Annotated in this window: 21 protein-coding genes and 1 pseudogene; 14 read left to right on the top strand and 8 right to left on the bottom strand. The window is 40.5% G+C overall.

Annotated elements, in window-relative coordinates:
• Positions 1 to 78: 78 nt before the first annotated feature.
• Positions 79 to 1,233 (bottom strand): ISL3 family transposase, encoded by a 1,155-nt coding sequence (locus VL20_RS30220; RefSeq protein ID WP_052275591.1) that lies wholly within the window; start codon positions 1,231 to 1,233, stop codon positions 79 to 81.
• 33 nt (positions 1,234 to 1,266) lie between these two features.
• Between VL20_RS30220 and VL20_RS23455 the strand changes: the two genes are divergently transcribed.
• The gene (locus VL20_RS23455; RefSeq protein ID WP_284525902.1) at positions 1,267 to 1,545 is read left to right on the top strand and encodes a hypothetical protein; all 279 of its coding nucleotides are present in this window, start codon (positions 1,267 to 1,269) and stop codon (positions 1,543 to 1,545) included.
• A gap of 293 nt (positions 1,546 to 1,838) precedes the next feature.
• Positions 1,839 to 1,991 carry a PIN domain-containing protein gene (locus VL20_RS23450; RefSeq protein WP_072923905.1) on the top strand — a complete coding sequence of 51 codons (153 nt, stop codon included), beginning with the start codon at positions 1,839 to 1,841 and terminating at the stop codon, positions 1,989 to 1,991.
• Positions 1,992 to 2,002: 11 nt separating this feature from the next.
• On the opposite strand, the gene VL20_RS23445 is transcribed toward VL20_RS23450, so the two are convergent.
• The 3 genes from VL20_RS23445 to pheT all read right to left on the bottom strand — a co-directional run bounded on the left by VL20_RS23445 (position 2,003) and on the right by pheT (position 5,494).
• Positions 2,003 to 2,344 carry a helix-turn-helix domain-containing protein gene (locus VL20_RS23445; protein WP_052277985.1) on the bottom strand — a complete coding sequence of 114 codons (342 nt, stop codon included), beginning with the start codon at positions 2,342 to 2,344 and terminating at the stop codon, positions 2,003 to 2,005.
• Between the two features lie 4 nt (positions 2,345 to 2,348).
• The gene (locus tag VL20_RS23440) at positions 2,349 to 2,690 is read right to left on the bottom strand and encodes a type II toxin-antitoxin system RelE/ParE family toxin (RefSeq protein ID WP_002763716.1); all 342 of its coding nucleotides are present in this window, start codon (positions 2,688 to 2,690) and stop codon (positions 2,349 to 2,351) included.
• 368 nt (positions 2,691 to 3,058) lie between these two features.
• A complete protein-coding gene (gene pheT / locus VL20_RS23435) occupies positions 3,059 to 5,494 on the bottom strand; it encodes a phenylalanine--tRNA ligase subunit beta (protein WP_052277984.1) in 2,436 nt (811 codons plus the stop codon).
• A gap of 374 nt (positions 5,495 to 5,868) precedes the next feature.
• Between pheT and VL20_RS23430 the strand changes: the two genes are divergently transcribed.
• The 5 genes from VL20_RS23430 to VL20_RS23410 all read left to right on the top strand — a co-directional run bounded on the left by VL20_RS23430 (position 5,869) and on the right by VL20_RS23410 (position 10,523).
• The gene (locus VL20_RS23430) at positions 5,869 to 6,435 is read left to right on the top strand and encodes a hypothetical protein (protein WP_002798216.1); all 567 of its coding nucleotides are present in this window, start codon (positions 5,869 to 5,871) and stop codon (positions 6,433 to 6,435) included.
• A complete protein-coding gene (locus VL20_RS23425; protein WP_052277983.1) occupies positions 6,432 to 7,370 on the top strand; it encodes a DNA-methyltransferase in 939 nt (312 codons plus the stop codon). The genes VL20_RS23430 and VL20_RS23425 overlap by 4 nt, the downstream gene beginning before the upstream one ends.
• Before the next feature lie 222 nt (positions 7,371 to 7,592).
• Complete coding sequence (locus VL20_RS23420) at positions 7,593 to 8,225, top strand: 2OG-Fe(II) oxygenase (protein ID WP_052277982.1); 633 nt, start codon at positions 7,593 to 7,595, stop codon at positions 8,223 to 8,225.
• 27 nt (positions 8,226 to 8,252) lie between these two features.
• Positions 8,253 to 9,032, top strand: a complete 780-nt coding sequence (locus tag VL20_RS23415) for an ABC transporter ATP-binding protein (RefSeq protein ID WP_002776950.1) — start codon at positions 8,253 to 8,255, stop codon at positions 9,030 to 9,032.
• A 114-nt stretch (positions 9,033 to 9,146) separates the two neighbouring features.
• Entirely contained in the window at positions 9,147 to 10,523 is a 1,377-nt protein-coding gene (locus tag VL20_RS23410) for an MlaD family protein (protein ID WP_052277981.1), read from the top strand.
• 75 nt (positions 10,524 to 10,598) lie between these two features.
• Here the strand turns inward: VL20_RS23410 and VL20_RS23405 are convergent, their stop codons facing one another.
• From VL20_RS23405 to VL20_RS23395, 4 genes are all read right to left on the bottom strand, one after another.
• A complete protein-coding gene (locus tag VL20_RS23405) occupies positions 10,599 to 10,820 on the bottom strand; it encodes a type II toxin-antitoxin system HicB family antitoxin (RefSeq protein ID WP_052277980.1) in 222 nt (73 codons plus the stop codon).
• On the bottom strand, positions 10,795 to 10,977 hold the full coding sequence (locus VL20_RS30215; RefSeq protein WP_284525901.1) for a type II toxin-antitoxin system HicA family toxin: 183 nt from the start codon (positions 10,975 to 10,977) through the stop codon (positions 10,795 to 10,797). Before VL20_RS30215 ends, VL20_RS23405 begins: the two co-directional genes overlap by 26 nt.
• A 263-nt stretch (positions 10,978 to 11,240) precedes the next feature.
• Positions 11,241 to 11,573, bottom strand: a complete 333-nt coding sequence (locus VL20_RS23400; RefSeq protein ID WP_002750711.1) for a DUF433 domain-containing protein — start codon at positions 11,571 to 11,573, stop codon at positions 11,241 to 11,243.
• Positions 11,574 to 11,812: 239 nt separating this feature from the next.
• Positions 11,813 to 12,388: a choice-of-anchor C family PEP-CTERM protein gene (locus tag VL20_RS23395; protein ID WP_128575286.1), complete on the bottom strand. Its 576-nt coding sequence runs from the start codon at positions 12,386 to 12,388 to the stop codon at positions 11,813 to 11,815.
• 370 nt (positions 12,389 to 12,758) lie between these two features.
• On the opposite strand from VL20_RS23395, the gene VL20_RS23390 reads away from it, so the two are divergent.
• From VL20_RS23390 to menA, 7 genes and pseudogenes are all read left to right on the top strand, one after another.
• Positions 12,759 to 13,190, top strand: coding sequence for a DUF29 family protein (locus VL20_RS23390; protein WP_052277978.1), 432 nt, complete (start codon positions 12,759 to 12,761; stop codon positions 13,188 to 13,190).
• A gap of 195 nt (positions 13,191 to 13,385) precedes the next feature.
• Positions 13,386 to 14,477, top strand: a complete 1,092-nt coding sequence (locus VL20_RS23385; protein WP_128575418.1) for an ISAs1 family transposase — start codon at positions 13,386 to 13,388, stop codon at positions 14,475 to 14,477.
• A gap of 458 nt (positions 14,478 to 14,935) precedes the next feature.
• A complete protein-coding gene (locus tag VL20_RS23380) occupies positions 14,936 to 16,027 on the top strand; it encodes an ISAs1 family transposase (protein WP_128575398.1) in 1,092 nt (363 codons plus the stop codon).
• A gap of 325 nt (positions 16,028 to 16,352) precedes the next feature.
• Positions 16,353 to 16,556 (top strand): annotated as a pseudogene (locus VL20_RS23375) (DUF5678 domain-containing protein); the annotation flags it as partial.
• A 36-nt stretch (positions 16,557 to 16,592) separates the two neighbouring features.
• Positions 16,593 to 17,606, top strand: a complete 1,014-nt coding sequence (locus tag VL20_RS23370; RefSeq protein ID WP_052277977.1) for a WD40 repeat domain-containing protein — start codon at positions 16,593 to 16,595, stop codon at positions 17,604 to 17,606.
• Between the two features lie 46 nt (positions 17,607 to 17,652).
• Complete coding sequence (locus VL20_RS23365; RefSeq protein ID WP_052277976.1) at positions 17,653 to 18,225, top strand: Uma2 family endonuclease; 573 nt, start codon at positions 17,653 to 17,655, stop codon at positions 18,223 to 18,225.
• Positions 18,226 to 18,411: 186 nt separating this feature from the next.
• Complete coding sequence (gene menA / locus VL20_RS23360) at positions 18,412 to 19,320, top strand: 2-carboxy-1,4-naphthoquinone phytyltransferase (RefSeq protein ID WP_052277975.1); 909 nt, start codon at positions 18,412 to 18,414, stop codon at positions 19,318 to 19,320.
• Positions 19,321 to 19,490 lie beyond the last annotated feature (170 nt).

Below are 19,490 nucleotides of genomic sequence, written 5' to 3'. Positions count from 1 at the left end.
GTCAGGAGCGATGCAAAAAAAATATTTTAATCAAACAAAAAATTTATGGCTCTTCTGGTTTTCGTGTGTTAATTTTTGTTATGAATTAAAGCAAGCAAACAGCTTAAGTCGAAGATGTTCAAAATTGGTAAATCCATAACTCATTCTTTTAATAAGCTTTATTTTGGTATTCATTCCCTCAATTAATCCGTTGGTTGTCTGATTTTCAAAGTAATTACAAATACCTGGCAAATGCTTCTGGATCATCCTGGCACTACTTTCATATAATATCCCGCCTATTCTTATCCATTTTTCCAATTTTCTCTCAGCACCTCTGAACGTTCTACTACTTTGATAAATTTGTCTAATTTCTTCTTTCATTTCCCCGGCTATTCCTAAGCATGGATGTTCTTTCAGAATAACTTCTAGTTGTTGTTTTTGCTCGTCCTTTAAGTCCTCTTTATTCTTCCATAATAAATGAGGTAATCCTTTTTCATGCACCCCCATTAACTTTCTCAATTTATTAAGCTCGTCATTGATGATAGCCATTACATGAAAACGGTCATAGATGATTTTAGCATTGGGAAATAATTCCTTGATCACTGCTGTAAATCCTGACCACATATCGACGCTCACTTCTTTCACTTTCTCCCGAACTGCGTCTGGCTGTGCTTTTAAGGCTTCCATTAATTCTTCTTGCTTATGTCCTTTAATCACATCTAGTAAAATTTTCTTGTCCATATCTACGACCGTTGTGATGAAATCTTTATGTCCTTTTAAGTTACTAAATTCATCTAAGCTTATTCGTTCTGGTGCTTCCCACTCTTCCTTTTCTAGTTCTTTAGCACAGTGATTAAATATTAACTCAACTTCTGACCATCCTAACCCTTCTTCTCGACTTATTTCTTCGATGCTACAATTTTTTACTCTCTCATAAATCATCGATTCATAGCGAATTGTATGATGCTGTCTTAATCTCATAAAACTCAGTCTTTCGCTGATATACTTTTGGCACTTTTGACAATGAAACTGACGGCGTGGTACTTCTAAATATACTGGATTACCTAATATTGACAAGTCTCTGACTAGATTATACTCTGTCTGATTGATTCTGTCTAAGGTTTGATGGCAATTCGGACATTCAATTGTTTCATTTAAAAGAGCAAGCTTTAGGAAAATTGTCTGAGCAATTTTTTGATAATTGACCACTGTTACATTTGGTAAATCGAGGAGTTGATCAAAATTTATCCACATAACCCACCTCCTGTTCTGTGTTACTATTATACCATGCTCACACAGAACCTAGAAGAGCCAATTTATGACATGGTACATCCTAAACATCGGGAAAAGTTACCAGAATTGTCAGTTATAGAAGATTATATTTGCCTGCATTGGCTTTTGATTTGTATCAAAAAATTAAACATAAAAATTGTCCTAGAATTTGTCCCCTATGATGCAATTAATTGGGATGCTTTAAAATTGATGTTTAAAATAATATGTATAAAAAGATTTAGGCTTTTATTTAAAGAACTTTTACCAGAATTACAGCAAATTGATATTAAATAATGGTACAGCCAATACCCGACTAGATGCCGAAATACTAATGTTTTTTTGTTTGTCTAGGATTTAAGAGATTTCCTGTTGCTTTTCAATAGCACGGGCAATGAGAGGAGCTTTTCTTGCTAATCCCTCTAGGGTGATTTCACCTTGTTCATACATTCTAAACAACGGGAAGCAAACCTCAAATCCAAGCGGGGAAATCTGTTGCGCTTGCGAGGTGTTTCTGAGATTTCGGCAGCTACAGGGGAAACTAACGCCCCAACCGATTATGTAACCTATCTGATCGAGAAGCATCAGTAATGGGAGTTCTGATTGATAACAATGTCATTCTTGATTTTCTACAAGAACGAGAGCTATTTGTGGAAAAAGCAGCAAGATTATTTGAGCGTATTGATGCTGGGGAAATTCAGGGATTTATCGCATCAACGACAATAACTAACATTAGTGGATAGAATGCACAAAATTAGCATTCAGGTCTTGATTCAGCAACGCCTTTGACACTGGCAATGATTTGTCCGATGTCTTGAGGAGTGGCACCTGTTGCCAACAGCGATGGGATAAGCAATTCCAGTGAAACTGACGGATCGCCATTTTCAGCTTTGGCAATCCGAGGTTGACTAGAGCCGATTTTATTGGCCAGTTCACTTTGAGTCATTATCTTCTGCCGCTGAATTTTCAAACTTTTGCTAAGAGCTAGTTTGATTTCAACAAGGATAATCTCTTCGGGCGTTAACTCTAAAAAGTCGGAAACGGTTCCGATTTTCCAGCCTTTTGATTCCAAAAGCCCTTTTTTAGTCTCTTCCATCCTCTTATTCCTGCTGATCAGTATCGTATTTACTCAAGCGTTTCTTACAAACCTCAATTACACTTTTGGGTGTTGCTCTTGTTGTCTTATTAAACACCTCAATAATCAAGATTGCATCTTCATCAATTCGATAAATAATCCTCCAATTTTTATCGATGTCTCTAATGCGTAGCTCATGACAATGATAGCCTACACTTGGCATAGGACGCGAATGTGGCAAACCAAGAGGTTCGCCTTCCTGTAGTTGCCTGAGTAAGACACCCGCTTCGATCCGTGCTTCTAAACTGAAAGGTGGGGTCTTGATCTCACCATGCAGCCAAGCTAAAGGTTTGCTTTGATCAGCCATGATGTATTTATATCATATCTGATGTACTAAAATATGGCAATCGCCTCACTACTATCTAACAATTCAAAGGTGGCGGAGCGACGAAATATGAACAGCGAACCTACTTTGAGCAACTCTCAAACTGATTGGTAACAATTAGAGGCAATCAGCGATATTGATAGCGATGTGTGAGATTATTCTTGAGATAATAAATGGCTGGTTATAATTAAATTAACAATGGATTTTAGGTTCGATCCCCCCTGCCCCCCTTGATAAGGGGGGTGCCGGTAGGCGGGGGGATCTCCCTTAATAAGGGGGGCATCTGATAATTTTTAACGTCTACCTAATTATAAGGCCGATGTCTGATAACTGTTAACTGAGCGCTGAATTTAACTTCTTAAAGAAACTTGGAACTGTTTAACTAAAGCTTCTCGCACTTTTGTCATTAAAGGTTCCACATCTTCATCGGTTAAAGTTCGATCGCTGGCACGATAGACTAAACTAAAGGCCAAACTACAATGATTTTCTGGCACATTCTGCCCCTGATAGCGATCGAATAATTCAACTTTTTCTAAGAGATTACCTCCAGCATTTTTGATAGTTTTTGTCAATCTATCTACGGGTATATCTGTGGAAACAAAGAAGGCGATATCTCGCGCTGCCCCCGGATAGGTAGAATAGACCTGTAAACGTGGGGTAATTTTGGCACTATCCCTAAGAGTTGCTAACAGGATCGGGAACTGGATTTCAAAGGCATAAACTGCCTCAATTAATCCTTTTTGCTGACGCAATTGCGGGTGTAGTTGACCGAATATACCTAGGCGTTGTTTGCCAATCCATAAAGAGGCTGTTCGTCCGGGATGAAAACGCGCATCTTCGCCATATTTTTCGTAGCTTACTGTCAGCGAAAGGCGATCGAATACTGCTTCTAAAATGCCTTTTGCTTCATACCAAGTCATGGCCACCTCTTTACCCGATCGCAGCCAACGTCCGGCAGGGAAGAAATCACCACCGAAAATACCAGCAATTGCATCGTATTCGTTGATATTATCCGATTCTAAGCGGAAAACTCGCCCGATCTCGAAGCCATTTAAGGAACCGTTACCCTGAGACTGATTATACTCAAACGCTTCGATTAAACCGTCTAGGAGATTAGTCCGCAAAGCAGAATACTCGACAAAAAGGGGATTAGCGAGGACAACTTCCGCTAATTCCGGTTTAACTAGGGAATACTGGACTAATTCCGTCAAACCCACTGCGCGAAAAGCTTCCCGCAGCCGACGCTGTATAGTTTCCTCAAAGGATAATCCTCCGGCTGCGGTTTTTGCCGGCAAAGTATCGACAAAGCGATCGTATCCGTACAGTCGCGCCACTTCTTCAATTAAGTCAATTTCTCGTTCTAAATCCCGATAACGGTAGTCTGGCACTGTTACAGTCCACAGAACAGGATTTTTTGAGGTTAACTGCAATTCACAGCCTAAATTGCCTAAAATCCGCTCCACATCTTCGGCGAGAATTTCACCGATCGCACCATCATCTAGGGTAACTTGACCCAGTATTTGCTGCAAACGTTCTAAACGCAATTCGATCGAACCACTGGACTGATCGGCGCGATAATCAGCTTTAACCTGACTGCTGACAGTTCCCCCAGCTAACTCTAGAATCAAATCGATCGCCCTTTGACAAGCATATTCCAAAGCGGCGGGATTAACACCGCGTTCATAGCGTCCGGAAGATTCGCTGCGTAAACCCTGCGCTTTTGAGGAACGACGGATAGCGATCGGATCGAATAAAGCCGACTCTAGCACAAGATTAACGGTTTCCTCGTTAACTTCCGTATCTTGACCTCCCATCACCCCCGCTAAAGCTACAGGCTTATTATTGGCAGTAATTAATAAATTAAGCTCTTTTAAGCTTCTTTCCTGACCATCAAGGGTAATGATTTTTTCCCCTTCCTCAGCAAAACGGACCCCAATAGTAACGGATTTACCTCCGGCAAAACTCTGTAAACGATCGCAATCGAAAGCGTGTAAGGGTTGTCCCCACTCCAAGAGGACATAATTAGTAATATCGACCACATTATTGATTGATCGCAATCCGGCAGCCTGTAAACGCTGTTGCAACCATAGCGGAGATGGGCCAATTTTTACCCCCTCGATCACCGTACCAATATAAGCAGGACAAGCTTTATTTTCTGATATTTCCAGCGTTAAATCTTTTTTAGGGGAAAATTCCCCTAATTTCACTTTTGGTAGGCTTAATTCTCCTCCTGTCAAAGCTGCCACTTCCCGCGCAACTCCGATCATACTCAAAGCATCGGCACGGTTAGCGGTGGGAGAAATATCTAAAATCACCTCATCGAGTCCTAAAAGGGGACGAACATCTGTACCTAAAGGGAGATTTTCCTGACTAAAAATGTGGATTCCTTCAGAATCCTTAGTTAATCCTAATTCTGCGAGGGAACAGATCATCCCTTCCGATTTTACCCCCCGCAATTTAGCCGGTTTAATCGTTAAATTGATTTTGGCTAAATAAGTTCCCAAAGTAGCCACAGGAACTAGAATATCAGCCCTAGCATTGGGCGCACCACAGACAATTGTACTAAGATTTTCCTGACCGATATCCACCTGACAGACACTTAATTTATCTGCATTAGGATGGGGTTGGCGATCAATAATTTTACCAATAACCACACCCTTTGCCCATTCTCGGCGATCCTCGATCTCTTCCACTTCTATTCCCGCAATTGTCAATAATTCGGCTAATTCTTGGGGAGATTGGGCGACTTTGACTAATTCTCGTAACCAGTTGATCGAAATCCGCATCGTTAATTCTTGCTTGCCGTTGGTTCTTAACTATTGTAAACCGTGGGTAGTCAATGATTTAGAGATTAGGGACGATCGGCTGTTAAAATGTTAGGGGGAGGATGGAAGAACTGTGTAAATAACCGCTCATTTTCCTTGGCCAGGGGTGATAAGTAGGTAGGTGTTAAAAGTTGTCAGACACCCCCCTTATCAAGGGGGGCAGGGGGGATCCCCCCGCCTATCGGCACCCCCCTTATTAAGGGGGGCAGGGGGGGATCGAACCTAAAATCCATTTTTAATTTAATTATAACCAGCTACTTATTATCTTTGAACAGATTACCGATAATTTGGGGAGATAATCAGTAGTTAGCTATCTATATCAAAAAGGATTATTGATGCCACCCGATCAAATAGAAAACCTGCTCAAGGGAATTTTGAGACAATACCAAAGTTCTTTTAGTGACAAAATCTATGGAGAAGAAAATGATGATTATGATTCGCTTATGAGGGTATTTGGAATTACTCCTAGTTTAAAAAGGGAAAATCGTCAGTATTGGGGCAGGGAACTAGGAATGTGTTGGCAACGTCTGGTGACAGAAGTTTTTAAGGCTAATTGTTTAGATTATCAACCAGCTTTAAAGATTGCAGATGATCAACCTTGTGACTGCATTTTAGGTAGAGATGCCATTGATACTAAATATAGAATTGGTTCGGGAGATTCTGGCACACTTAAAAAGTTTAAACAGTATGGAAAACTATTACAGGAAAGAGGACTTAGACCTATTTTACTGATTGTGCGAGAGGATAACTTACCAGCAGCGATTAAAGCTTGTCATCTGGGTGGCTGGACTGTTTTGCAGAGCCAACAAAGTTTTGATTATATACTTGATCGCAGTGGGTTCGATTTGCTAAAAGCTTTTGATAAATTTTCTGAAACACAGGAGTTTTATATTGCCCGATGAATATCTCAAAAAGATGGCAACTTCTGCACGGTGATTGTAGAGAACTTCTCACTTTACTAGAAGAATCTAGTATATCTTGTGTGATCACAGATCCACCCTATAATTATGAGTTCATTGGCAGAAATTGGGATCATGATGAAATCCAAAGACGCAGAGAACGTATTCAAAACAGTTCCACACTGGTCAAAAATATTCCCTATGGAAGTGGGTTAGCCGGTGGGGTTCGTAATGAGCGTTGGTATCAACGCAATCGCGAAAATGTGGTCAATTATATTGAATGGGCAACAGATTGGTCAAAGGAACTAATGCGTGTTTGTAAAAGCGGGGCTGTTGTCGCTGTTTTTAGTAGCACAAGAACACTGGCTCATATTCAGATTGCTCTTGAAAATGCTGGTTTTTATGCTAGAGATGTGCTGGTTTATAGACGACATTCAGGCATTCCTAAAGGATTAAATATTGAGAAAAAACTTGACAAAATTGGTGATACTAATGCCAAACAATGGCAAGGTTGGCATACTTGCCTGAGAAATGAATGGGAAGCTATAGTTATTGTGCAGAAGCCTCTAAAAAACAATTATATTGAAACTATACAAATGACTGGATTAGGTCCCTTCAAAGCTATACTAAATGACGGCTCTTTTCAATCCAATATTTTAGAGGGCTTTTCTAAAGGACGGGATGAAAATTTTGATGAGCATTGTACGATTAAACCTTTATCATTGATTAGAAAACTGCTCGAGTTATTTCTACCACAGGATAACAGTCATATAGTTCTCGATCCTTTTGCCGGAACGGGTACAACTTTAATTGCCGCTCTAGAATTAGGTTATCAGACTATTGGTATTGAAATTGAAGATCAGTATATTAATATCATTCAACAACGTTTGGGGGAATATTTTGGCAAGATCGGACAAGAATTTGAGGTATTTGATTAGTCAATCAAAAAGTTAACAATAACAACCGCTACGGTAGAAAATTGGCTCGGCAATAAATCCCTCGGAGAATTAAGGAGAGTTAGTCAAGCTTTCGATCAGAACATCATTCTTAATAACTCTTATCTTAAAATACACACAGGCAAAACACTTCTGGGAAAATTATCCCCATCTCCCCTAAAAACAAGCTATCCTAAAGATTGCCATCCCGTTGCGATTCTATCCGTGCCTTACTATTCCCAATATCCCGACGCTTTCACTCCCAGTTATCTGAGCGAACTACAAGGACAGATCCTCGCTTGTCCCCACTTCACAGTTAACAATTTAAATCGAGATTTCGTTAAAACCAAAGGCTTTTCCATCGCTTTTCGACGCACACAAATCAGCGAAGTCGAACGAATGTTTCCCTATTTTAAACCCTATCTCGATCGCAGTTTACAAGCTGACTGCAACGCTTTTTATCTTAACCCCTTACTCCTACAAACCGGTTCACGCGTCGATCCCCATATCGATCGCTCCCTGCGCTCCTATTGTAAAACAATCGATCCCCCGCTCCTAGTTAGCGTCCTTTATGTACAGGTTCCTAGGGATATTCAAGGGGGGGAACTGGTACTAGCAAACCGTAATCGTTCCGTGGCCCAGATTCGTCCTTGTGCTAACACCCTGATCCTCTTTCAAGGAGATCTCACCCATTCAGTTAATCCCGTTAGCTGTTCTGGTATTCGTCTCAGTCTTGTCTGCGAACAATATCGTTTAGATGCGGAAGAATTGCGAGAGATTCCCGAAATGCAGATAGAATCGCGAACCATAAAACCAGAAAAGAAAAAAAAGAAAGATCGGGTCGTTGCACTACAATAAAAGGGCATTTTTGTAAAGATATTCTAGATGGTGATGCGCGAACCGATCGTCGAATTAAGGGGAGTAACTAAAGCTTTCGGCAAGAAAGTAATCTTAAATAACGTCGATCTGAAAGTGTACGAAGGAGAAGCGATCGGCGTGATCGGTCCATCGGGGACGGGAAAATCGACCATTTTACGGTTAGTCGCTGGATTACTGGCCCCCGATCGAGGAGAAGTGTACATATACGGTACAAAACGTCAGAGAACCGTAGAACAGGGGGAAGATCCCCTCGGTGTTGGTCTAGTTTTCCAACAATCGGCCCTTTTTGACTCCCTCACCGTCGGGGAAAATGTCGGTTTTGCTCTCTATCGCCACTCAAAGCTAAAACGAGCCGAAATCCGCGATTTAGTGGAAGAAAAACTGGATTTAGTGGGAATGTCCGGTTCCTACGACCTCTATCCCTCTGAAATATCCGGAGGGATGCGAAAACGCGTCAGTTTAGCCAGAGCAATTATCAGCGATCCCTCGATCGCCGCCGATCGACCGAACATTCTCCTTTACGATGAACCCACTGCCGGACTGGATCCCGTCGCTTCTACCCGCATCCAGACGGTAATTATGGAACTTCTCAAAGTAAAAAAAGCCTGTGGGGCCCATCTCATTGTCACCCACGTCCACAGCACCATCGAAAATACCACCGATCGCATCGTTTTTCTCTATAAAGGTCAATTTCAATGGGTTGGACCGACTCAAGAGGCTTATCACTCCGAAATCCCCGTACTCAAGCAATTTTTTACCGGCAGTATCGACGGACCAATTCAGTGATCAGTAAACAGTAAACAGTAATCAGTGAACTGATAACTCGCATCTGATCACTGATCGCTGAAATCCTCCGATTTCTCCTGTAAGATACTCTGTAGAGATGAGGAGTAATTATTTATGGAAGCTGGCGGTTCACAACGGGGGATTTCCCCAACTCTGCGGCAAAGTGGTATCGGTTTAATGTTACTCGCATCGGGGGGAATATTAATCTGGTTAATCGCCTGGTTAAGTAATTTTAGCTTCGGGGGACGCAGTTATCGAGCCAGCTTCCTTTTTCCTAATGTGGGTGGCATGATGGTGGGAACCCGCGTCGGTTATCGGGGAGTGAGAATCGGGCAAGTGACAGCAATTACCCCAGAACCGGAGGGAGTCGCCGTAGAAGTGGAGATTTCGCCAGCAGATCGCCTAATTCCCAGTAATTCCCTCATCGAAGCCATTCAATCCGGTTTAGTGGGTGAAACCACGATCGATATTACTCCCCTGCAAGCTTTACCCGTCGGTGGTGTTAAAGAACCCCCTTTGAGTCCTAACTGCAATGGGGAGGTGATTATCTGTAACGGTTCCCGTTTACAAGGGCAATCGGCACTAAATGTCAATACCTTGATCAGATCTTTGCTGAGAATTTCTAATCTAGTTAGTGATCCCGATATGGTGGCCGGATTTCGTTCCTTTACCCAGCGCGCTGCCAATGCCTTGGGAGGACTCGATCGCTTTAGTGGTGAGGCAACCACCGCTTTAAGCGAGGTTCGTCGCAGCGGTACTCTGGGTAAACTTAATTCGGGGATGAGATCCCTAGAATCCTTACCGCAAGTATCCGGTTCCCTCGATCGCCTTTCTAGTGATCTTTCCGGTGTCGGGGGATTGAGTCAGGAAGCGACTACTTTACTGAGAAGTTTACAGGGAAGTGGCGGCCTGAGAAATTTAGACGCTACCCTAGTGGAGGCCCGAAAAACGCTGCTTTTGGTGGGACAAACCACCGAAGAACTGCGGGTTTTTTTGGCAGCTAATCAAAATCGTTTAATTGCCACTCTCGATAGTATCAAAACTACCAGCGATCGCCTACAAACTACTCTCGCTGCTTTGGATCCGATTCTGACGCAAGTGCAGAAAAGCCAAATTATTGAGAATTTAAACACTATTTCGGCAAATGCTGTTAAATTAAGCGAAAATTTGGGTAACTTTACCGCTTATCTCTCCGATCCTGCCACTGTTGTCACCCTACAGCAACTCCTCGACTCCTCTCGCGCTGCTTTTGCCAATCTTCAGAAAATCACCTCGGATGTGGATGAAATTACCGGTAATCCGCAACTGCGACAGGAAATTATCCGTTTAATCCAGGGTTTAAGTCGTTTGGTTTCTTCTAGCGAACAACTACAGCAGGAATTCGCCCAAGGTCAAGCAATGACAAGAATGGCCGCCCAAATTGCGACAATAGCCCCAAATCCCGCCCCTAATACCCCAGAAAAAGACCCTAAGAAACCTGAATCTGAGTAGCAGAATTTGGGGTTAGGGGTTGGGAAAAAAAGTCCGATCATTTGTACTAAATTTTTCAAGACCCTGCTAGTGTGCCTAATTTTTTGTCATAGCTAAATGAGGAATTTCTTCACCATGTTGACGATAACTTTCTTTAACGCCTTCCCAAGCTAAAATTAATTGATTGAGTGCTGTTTGGGGGCTATCAGCAAAAGCGGAAACGCTAGGAATTTCTACTAAGTATGCTATCCAATCTCCCTCCTCATCTTGGAAGATATTAATGCTAAAACCGTTAAAATCCTCGGTGGTTGGATTCATTTTCTTCCTCCTGTATTTTTAAAAATTGTTTAACTTGATAAGCTTTCGCTTCACCGTTTTTTGTCTGTTGAATAGATAGACGGACTCTCTTGGATGAATACCAAATGTGATGACTTCCTGTTTGATGGTCAAAAGTCCAACCACAAAGATTAAGCAAACTCTCAAATTCGCTAAAACGTAATCCTTGAGGCGAGTTTTTGGCCTTTTCTAGCCTAGCAGTTTTTCTTTTTTTCCCATCGATCGATCACAACGAACTCAATCTATTTTAGCTTAAAGTTAAAAGAAGGAGATCGCATTTATACATCGCAGTCAGCCATCAGCTTGCAAGAGTTATCTCAAAAATGGCAATTAATTTGGCACGACTACTTACAATCGTTTTGAGATTAGGAGATAAATTTTCATCCAGCAAAAACCGAATTTTCATGCTTTTTGTAAATACTCCTGCTCCTTTTTAATTTTTGCTTTTCTTAAACGATCAATTAAAGGAGATGATGTTTCTAGCCACTGTTGATAATGTTGTTCCCGTTGTCTTTCTAGCTTGACAAGATAGAGATCGATTTGTGCTTGATTGTGATAATAATAGGTCAAAGTGGCATAAATTTTTTCTAAATTTAGAGTTGGTAATTCTTGGAGAATTTCTTGAGGACTATAACCTTGTCGATAGTATTTCAGTACGTCCTCAATGCCAATACGATGTCCTTTTAATTGAATATTATCTACTGCTACAAATTCAAAATAATCTTCTAACTGCATAGGTTGTTACCTCCTAAAACATCAATACTATCCTAGCATATTAAGTAGTCATGCAAAATTAATTACCTGCCCGATCGAGCTAAAACCCTTACGGGGCAATGATCGTCATGTGTAAATAATTTTGCCTAGGTACTTATTAAAAATGTGCCGCAAAATTCAAATTATTCACCGATTTTAAGCCTATCTGAATATTCAATTTAACCCACCTAGTTTAGATGGGTTAAAAAGATAAAAATAGATTAAGATTGACGTTTTAAAGCAGAACTAATTCCTAATACTCCTAAACTCAATAATCCTAGCATTGATGAAGGTTCGGGAACAGCTATCACTGAGACATTATCCAACACAGGACCAGCAAAGCTATTACTTAAACTGATAAACTCAAGGGTAGTGGTTGTACTGTTAGCAGTAAAATCCCAAGAATTTGATACCCATCCCATGTTTGAACGGCTTTTTCCTGTTGTGTCAAAAGAAAAGTCAGCAGAACTTCCTCCTGCACTCACTCTCATCTCTTTAATAGTAGGACTTGCGTTGGGATTACCCGCCAGATCAAAAGTCACCCGATAAGTCCCACCGACAGTTGTGTTAAAGGTTTGCTGAATTCGACCAGCATTCCCTCCAGATAAATCCAGACTTCTAGAACCATTAGAAGCTTGCCATACTGTACCTATATAATCAATTGATCCTTGGCTAACCGTCCATCCTGTAATTACCGTGGAAACAGCATCAAGTGTTTGAAAAAGACCAGGGTTTGCACCGTTCTCAAAACTGCCATTTTGAACCAAATTTGCTGCTTGTACAGGGGTGACTATCAAAGCACTTACACCAAGGACAGAGGAAGCAATTGAGAGCTTTAATAAGCTATGCTTACCCCCCCCCGAAAATCAATTAGTTTTGCTAATTTTTGCGTCATGACTAAAAACTCGACTTTTACAAGAACGGCCTCATCATAGCAGAGAAAAGCTTATAAAATAGATTAACTTTTTGGCTCTTCTCGACTTTGTGTGACAATTTTTGCTTATATAGTAGCGATCGATCTTTGTGTCCTTTGTGTCTCTGTGGTTGGTTCCACTCACTCGCCCGCAAGAATGTATCTTAGAATACATTTTACCCAATAAACCTGGGATATCCGAGAGACTTGTGGCCAGATATAATTAAGGGGTATTTGGGGGAAGAAATTGGATTATGGAAGAACTTTTAGAATTAAAAGCTTTACTCTTAAAAGGTGATATTAAAGGTTCACTGGCGATTGTAGAAGAACTTGAAGATATGGGCAAAAATGGGATTATTAGCACCATTCGTAGTTATGCTGTTATCTTATTACTTCATTTAATTAAACAACAGGCAGAAAACCGAACCACTCGTTCTTGGGATGTCTCCATTCGCAATAGCGTTAGAGAAATTCAACGCCACAATAAACGCCGAAAAGCAGCAGGATATTATTTAAGTGATGAGGAATTAACAGACACTTTAAACGATGCTTATCTTAATGCTTTGGATGCCGCTCCTCTAGAAGTCGAAGCAGCTTGTTATCAATCGGAGCAACTAGAAGCTATAATTAACAAAAATAAACTGATTAGCGATGCTTTTATTTTAATCAAAACCGTCTCTCCTTAGAAAGATTATGACAGACTCAATCTCTCAAGAACAAGCCCAAAAAATGTTAAGTAGCTGGTTATAATTAAATTTAAAATGGATTTTAGGTTCGATCCCCCCTAGCCCTAGGGCTGTTTCATTCTCCCATCAGAATATCAAAAGTAAAAGCGATCACTATCAGGTAAAATGAGAAGTGACCGCCAACTTTTTAAATATATGTTGAGCTTAATAGAAAAACTAAAACAAGTCAAGGACTTTCGGAAAGATAAAGGAAAAAGACACCCTTTATGGATAGTATTAGTAGTAATAATACTAGGAACAATGCTAGGATACTCAGGTTATAGAGAACTAGGAGAGTTTGCTAAAAATAATCGGCACAGGCTGAGTAAAGAATTTAACATAATTCCAGAAAGAGTCCCATCCTATTCAACAATTAGAAGGGTAATGATGGGAGTTGACTGGCAGAGTTTGTTAAAAATGTTTAATGAATGGGCATTACAAGAATATGGACAAAGAGATGATATAAATTGGCTAGGCATAGATGGAAAAAGTCTCAAAAACACCCTAAAGAATCCTAACAATGAACAACAAAATTTTATCATGTTTATCTCATTGTTTAGTCAAGAAAGTGGCTTGGTATTACACTTAAAAAGAATCGAAAACAAAAAAGGGTCTGAAATCGACGAAGGGCAAGCTATAATTGAGGATTGCTCTCTCCAAAATAAAGTTTTTACTGGGGATGCTTTACACTGTCAGAAGAAAACAATCAGCTTAATAGCCAAGACTAAAAATGACTATGTTATCACCGTTAAAGGAAATCAGAAAAATCTTTATAAGCGAATACAAGACCTGAGTAATTCCTCAAAGCCAGAAAGTTGCTTTCTCGAACAAGATAATAGTCATGGACGAAAAATATCAAGAAAAATAGAAGTTTTTAAAGTGAGGAAAAATGAAAGAAAAGGGTTTGAAAATCTGCGAAGAATTGTTAAAGTAGAAAGAAAGGGTAGTCGCGGGGATAAAACTTATGAGGAAACAGCTTACTATATCAGTAGCCTAACCGAATCCGCCGAAGTATTTGCTAAAATTATTCGAGGACATTGGAAAATAGAAAATCAGTTACATTGGGTAAAAGATGTAATTTTTGAGGAAGATAAAAGCGAGATCAGTGATTTTCAAGCGGCCAGCAATTGGTCAATTCTCACAACTATAGGATTGAATCTTTTCAGAGGTTTGGGTTTTCTCTCAATCACAGAGGGACAGAGGTGGTTAGCTGAACGTTGGGAAAAACTGATAGTTTTATCGACGTAAGAAGCAGAAAAATTAGCTAAATTAACAGGATGTACTCTCAGAAAATTTGAAGAGAGATAGGCTTTTAGTGGCTTGGGAACAAGCTTTATCAATTTATTCATAATAAATTTGGCAGAAGATTAAAGATTAGTTATTGTGACTAACTATTTTGATTAGAAAAAGATAAACTTGAGAATCTTCAGTCAAATTTATTGACTCAAAATTAGCTGTACTTAATTTAAATGAATCAACCCTACCCCTAGCCCCCCTTGATAAGGGGGGAAGCCGAAGGCGGGGGATCCCCCTTGATAAGGGGGGAAGCCGAAGGCGGGGGGATCCCCCTTGATAAGGGGGGAAGCCGAAGGCGGGGGGATCCCCCTTGATAAGGGTAGGGCTGTTTCATTCTCCCATCAGAATATCAAAAGTAAAAGCGATCACTATCAGGTAAAATGAGAAGTGACCGCCAACTTTTTAAATATATGTTGAGCTTAATAGAAAAACTAAAACAAGTCAAGGACTTTCGGAAAGATAAAGGAAAAAGACACCCTTTATGGATAGTATTAGTAGTAATAATACTAGGAACAATGCTAGGATACTCAGGTTATAGAGAACTAGGAGAGTTTGCTAAAAATAATCGGCACAGGCTGAGTAAAGAATTTAACATAATTCCAGAAAGAGTCCCATCCTATTCAACAATTAGAAGGGTAATGATGGGAGTTGACTGGCAGAGTTTGTTAAAAATGTTTAATGAATGGGCATTACAAGAATATGGACAAAGAGATGATATAAATTGGCTAGGCATAGATGGAAAAAGTCTCAAAAACACCCTAAAGAATCCTAACAATGAACAACAAAATTTTATCATGTTTATCTCATTGTTTAGTCAAGAAAGTGGCTTGGTATTACACTTAAAAAGAATCGAAAACAAAAAAGGGTCTGAAATCGACGAAGGGCAAGCTATAATTGAGGATTGCTCTCTCCAAAATAAAGTTTTTACTGGGGATGCTTTACACTGTCAGAAGAAAACAATCAGCTTAATAGCCAAGACTAAAAATGACTATGTTATCACCGTTAAAGGAAATCAGAAAAATCTTTATCAGCGAATACAAGACCTGAGTAATTCCTCAAAGCCAGAAAGTTTTTTTCTTGAACAAGATAATAGTCATGGACGAAAAATATCAAGAAAAATAGAAGTTTTTAAAGTGAGGAAAAATGAAAGAAAAGGGTTTGAAAATCTGCGAAGAGTTATTAAAGTAGAAAGAAGGGGTAGTCGCGGGGATAAAACCTATGAAGAAACAGCTTACTATATCAGTAGCCTAACCGAATCCGCCGAAGTATTTGCTAAAATTATTCGAGGACACTGGAAAATAGAAAATCAGTTACATTGGGTAAAAGATGTAATTTTTGAGGAAGATAAAAGCGAAATTAGTGATTTTCAAGCGGCCAGCAATTGGTCAATTCTCACAACCATAGGATTGAATCTTTTCAGAGGTTTGGGTTTTCTCTCAATCACAGAGGGACAGAGGTGGTTAGCTGAACGTTGGGAAAAACTGATAGTTTTATCGACGTAAGAAGCAGAAAAATTAGCTAAATTAACAGGATGTACTCTCAGAAAATTTGAAGAGAGATAGGCTTTTAGTGGCTTGGGAACAAGCTTTATCAATTTATTCATAATAAATTTGGCAGAGGATTAAAGATTAGTTATTGTGACTAACTATTTTGATTAGAAAAAGATAAACTTGAGAATCTTCAGTCAAATTTATTGACTCAAAATTAGCTGTACTTAATTTAAATGAATCAACCCTACTTGATAAGGGGGGTGCCGATCCCCCCTTAGTCCCCCCTTTAATCCCCCTTAATAAGGGGGGCATCTGACAACTTTTAACGCCTACCTACTTACGTTGGTTAAACAAAAATCGTGACACCGTGATTGATTTATATAAAAATCAATACATTGCCTATAATGAAAAAGGAGTCATTGCTCACGGTGAAAATTTACAGAATGTTCTAGAAGAAGCCAAGACAACCAATCAAGAATTTGTCATTTATCTTGTTCCTCGTTGTCGTTATTCTATTCAAATTCTACCCCTTCAAGTTTAAAGTAGTTTAAGATGATTTTGACAACGGCAAAATTCTATGAAAATAACCCTTTATCAACCGACATTATCTTTATTATTACTGCTGTTGCTATCCGGTGGTTGTGCAGTCAATCGGGAAAAAGAGAAAACCACCACCCCGCAAGCGTCTCCCCTAGCAGAAATCGTTCCTTGGCAGATGGTCGAACGGGTTACTATTTTAAAAGCCGATCAGGATCCCATCTATGCTTTGGCCATTAGTCCCGATAACTCCCTGCTGCTGAGTGGTAGTTTTGACGGCACTGTTAGGGAATGGGACCTAAAAACCCAAAAACCTCTCAGGACTTGGCAACTAGGAGATACTGTTAACGCTATCCAATTTAGTCCCGATGGCAAGAGTTTCGTAACTGCCGATGCGGGGGGAAAAGTGCAACGCTGGAATACGCGCACGGGAAAATTAGAAATGACCTATCCTGGCCATGCTTTTCTCGTTACTGATGCCGCTATTTCTCCCGATGGCAAAATTTTGGCCACGGGTAGCTGGGATCGTACAGTTAAACTCTGGGATTTTCAGACGGGTACACTGTTAAAAACCCTGCGCGGTCATAATCATCCGATTCAGGCGATCGCATTTAGTCCCGATGGTAAAGGAATTGTCAGCGCCGATTACGATGGTTTCGTTAAACTGTGGAAAGTGAGTACCGGTCGCTTTATTCGGGCCTATGCGGGGAATTTATTCCCCGTTTATCGGGTGCTTTTTTCCAAGGATGGTAATACCGCCGGTACTGCTAGTCAAGACGGTTCGATCCGCGGTTGGCAAGTGAAAAGCGGCATCGGCACCACTACTATTCTCGCCCATAACGACGCTGTTACCGATATGGCCCTGCTGGATGGGGGTAAAGTTTTGGCCAGCACTTCCGGGGATGGAACTGTCAAATTTTGGGATGTTAATACCCGTCGGCACTTGAATACTCTCAAGGGAAACGTCATCTTAAGAATGGTTGCCAGTCGAGATGGTCGTTGGTTAGTCACTGGAGATCGAGACGGTGCGATCGCAATCTGGCGGGGAATCTAATTAACTATAATTAAGACTAGAGTGTTTTCTAGGGCGAAATATAGCTATGGCAGCAGTGATTTTAAACTTAGATACAGTCAATCTCAGCGATGAGCAGTTTTACCGTCTCTGTCAAGTTAACCCAGATTGGCAACTGGAAAGAAACGTTCAAGGAGAATTAATTGTGATGCCACCTGTTGGGGGAATTAGCGGCAACCGAGAAGCCGATTTTATCATTGACTTAGGTATCTGGAACCGTCAAACCCGATTGGGTAAAGTCTTTAGTTCGGCGACGATTTTTCGTTTACCGAAAGGCGGAGATCGCGCTCCCGATGCCGCTTGGGTGAGTTTAACTCGTTGGCAAGCTCTGAGTCGAGAAGAACAGGAGAAATTTCCGCCTATTTGTCCCGATTTCGTCATTGAACTGCGCTCCCGTAGCGATTCCCTCCCGGAAATTCAAGCTAAAATGCGGGAATATCTCCACAGTGGTTTGCGATTAGGTTGGCTAGTTAATCCTCAACAACAACAAGTGGAAATTTATCGTCCTCAGCAACCCGTAGAAATTATGGAACTACCCGCTAATTTAAACGGAGAGGATGTCTTACCCGGTTTTAGTCTATTTATCTCTATTTTTGAGTAAAATATCCTTAAAACCCAGGTATGATCAGACCTCTGGTCAAAATCAAAATAGGAGTCGCTCGTCAGTAGTCAGGGTAAATTCAAGGACTTTTTCCCTGAAAATTGGCTAATTGACCCCCTGAAAATCGGTAAAACCCCACACCCCACACCCTACGCCTAGGAAAAACTTTGTCAGCAAACCCTAACTATGACCACCGATACTGTCACCACTCCCTCGCCCCAAAAACTCTGGTTAGCAGCCATTAAACCACCAATGTATAGTGTGGCAATTATACCGATTATTCTGGGAACAGCGATCGCTTATCAGGAAACAGGTCGATTTTCTCTGCCGATTTTTGCCACTTTTATCCTCTCAGCTATTTTAATTCTCGCTTGGTTAAATCTCAGTAATGATGTTTTTGATGCCGATACCGGGATCGATGTCAATAAGGCACATTCGATTGTTAATTTAACCGGCAATAAATCTTTAATTTTCTGGCTGAGTAATCTTTTTCTATTATTAGGCATCGCCGGTATTTTTGCTATTAGTTATGGGCGAGGCGATTGGATGCTCCTAGAATTAATCGCCCTCTGCTGTTTTTTGGGCTATACCTATCAAGGTCCTCCCTTCCGTCTCGGTTATCAAGGATTAGGTGAAATTATCTGTTTCTTTACTTTTGGACCCTTAGCGATTGCCGCTGCCTACTATTCCCAAGCTGGTGCTTTTTCTCTCTCTAGTCTAGCGGCTTCAATTATTATCGGGATTACCACTTCTATCATCCTTTTTTGTTCCCATTTCCATCAAGTCGCCGATGATCTCAAAGCGGGTAAAAAATCACCTATTGTCCGTTTAGGTACTTTAAAGGGTTCTAAAGTTTTAACCGTAGTGACGGTTCTCGTTTACGTTTTAACGGTAGTTTTTGTCCTGCTCCAGGTTTATCCCCCTCTCACTCTTTTAATCTTCCTTAGTCTCCCTTTCGCTTGGCAATTAGTCAACCACGTTAACCAAAATCACGACCAACCTCAGCTAGTCAGTAACTGCAAGTTTATAGCGGTTAATCTTCACTTTTTTAGTGGCATTCTCTTCTCCCTTGGCTATTTCCTTGCTTCCCGTTGATCAACACGATTTTTTTTCTTAAACCCCTTTATCAGTTATCAGTTATCAGTTATCAGTTATCAGTTATCAGTTATCAGTTATCAGTTATTAGTTTTGAGTTTTAAGTTCAGTGATCACTGTTTACTGATCACTGAAAACACTTCCTCATTCATAATTCATAATTCATAATT

The organism is Microcystis panniformis FACHB-1757, from assembly GCF_001264245.1.
GTDB classification, from domain to species: Bacteria; Cyanobacteriota; Cyanobacteriia; order Cyanobacteriales; family Microcystaceae; genus Microcystis; species Microcystis panniformis.
This window is presented reverse-complemented; position numbering and strand designations above follow the sequence as displayed.

Bases quoted from the DNA above. Each gene is read 5' to 3' on its own strand.
- VL20_RS30220 (WP_052275591.1), bottom strand. From the start codon at position 1,233: ATGTGGATAAATTTTGATCAACTCCTCGATTTACCAAATGTAACAGTG.
- VL20_RS23455 (WP_284525902.1), top strand. From the start codon at position 1,267: ATGCTCACACAGAACCTAGAAGAGCCAATTTATGACATGGTACATCCT.
- VL20_RS23450 (WP_072923905.1), top strand. From the start codon at position 1,839: ATGGGAGTTCTGATTGATAACAATGTCATTCTTGATTTTCTACAAGAA.
- VL20_RS23445 (WP_052277985.1), bottom strand. From the start codon at position 2,344: ATGGAAGAGACTAAAAAAGGGCTTTTGGAATCAAAAGGCTGGAAAATC.
- VL20_RS23440 (WP_002763716.1), bottom strand. From the start codon at position 2,690: ATGGCTGATCAAAGCAAACCTTTAGCTTGGCTGCATGGTGAGATCAAG.
- pheT (WP_052277984.1), bottom strand. From the start codon at position 5,494: ATGCGGATTTCGATCAACTGGTTACGAGAATTAGTCAAAGTCGCCCAA.
- VL20_RS23430 (WP_002798216.1), top strand. From the start codon at position 5,869: ATGCCACCCGATCAAATAGAAAACCTGCTCAAGGGAATTTTGAGACAA.
- VL20_RS23425 (WP_052277983.1), top strand. From the start codon at position 6,432: ATGAATATCTCAAAAAGATGGCAACTTCTGCACGGTGATTGTAGAGAA.
- VL20_RS23415 (WP_002776950.1), top strand. From the start codon at position 8,253: ATGGTGATGCGCGAACCGATCGTCGAATTAAGGGGAGTAACTAAAGCT.
- VL20_RS23410 (WP_052277981.1), top strand. From the start codon at position 9,147: ATGGAAGCTGGCGGTTCACAACGGGGGATTTCCCCAACTCTGCGGCAA.
- VL20_RS23405 (WP_052277980.1), bottom strand. From the start codon at position 10,820: ATGAATCCAACCACCGAGGATTTTAACGGTTTTAGCATTAATATCTTC.
- VL20_RS23400 (WP_002750711.1), bottom strand. From the start codon at position 11,573: ATGCAGTTAGAAGATTATTTTGAATTTGTAGCAGTAGATAATATTCAA.
- VL20_RS23390 (WP_052277978.1), top strand. From the start codon at position 12,759: ATGGAAGAACTTTTAGAATTAAAAGCTTTACTCTTAAAAGGTGATATT.
- VL20_RS23385 (WP_128575418.1), top strand. From the start codon at position 13,386: ATGTTGAGCTTAATAGAAAAACTAAAACAAGTCAAGGACTTTCGGAAA.
- VL20_RS23380 (WP_128575398.1), top strand. From the start codon at position 14,936: ATGTTGAGCTTAATAGAAAAACTAAAACAAGTCAAGGACTTTCGGAAA.
- VL20_RS23370 (WP_052277977.1), top strand. From the start codon at position 16,593: ATGAAAATAACCCTTTATCAACCGACATTATCTTTATTATTACTGCTG.
- VL20_RS23365 (WP_052277976.1), top strand. From the start codon at position 17,653: ATGGCAGCAGTGATTTTAAACTTAGATACAGTCAATCTCAGCGATGAG.
- menA (WP_052277975.1), top strand. From the start codon at position 18,412: ATGACCACCGATACTGTCACCACTCCCTCGCCCCAAAAACTCTGGTTA.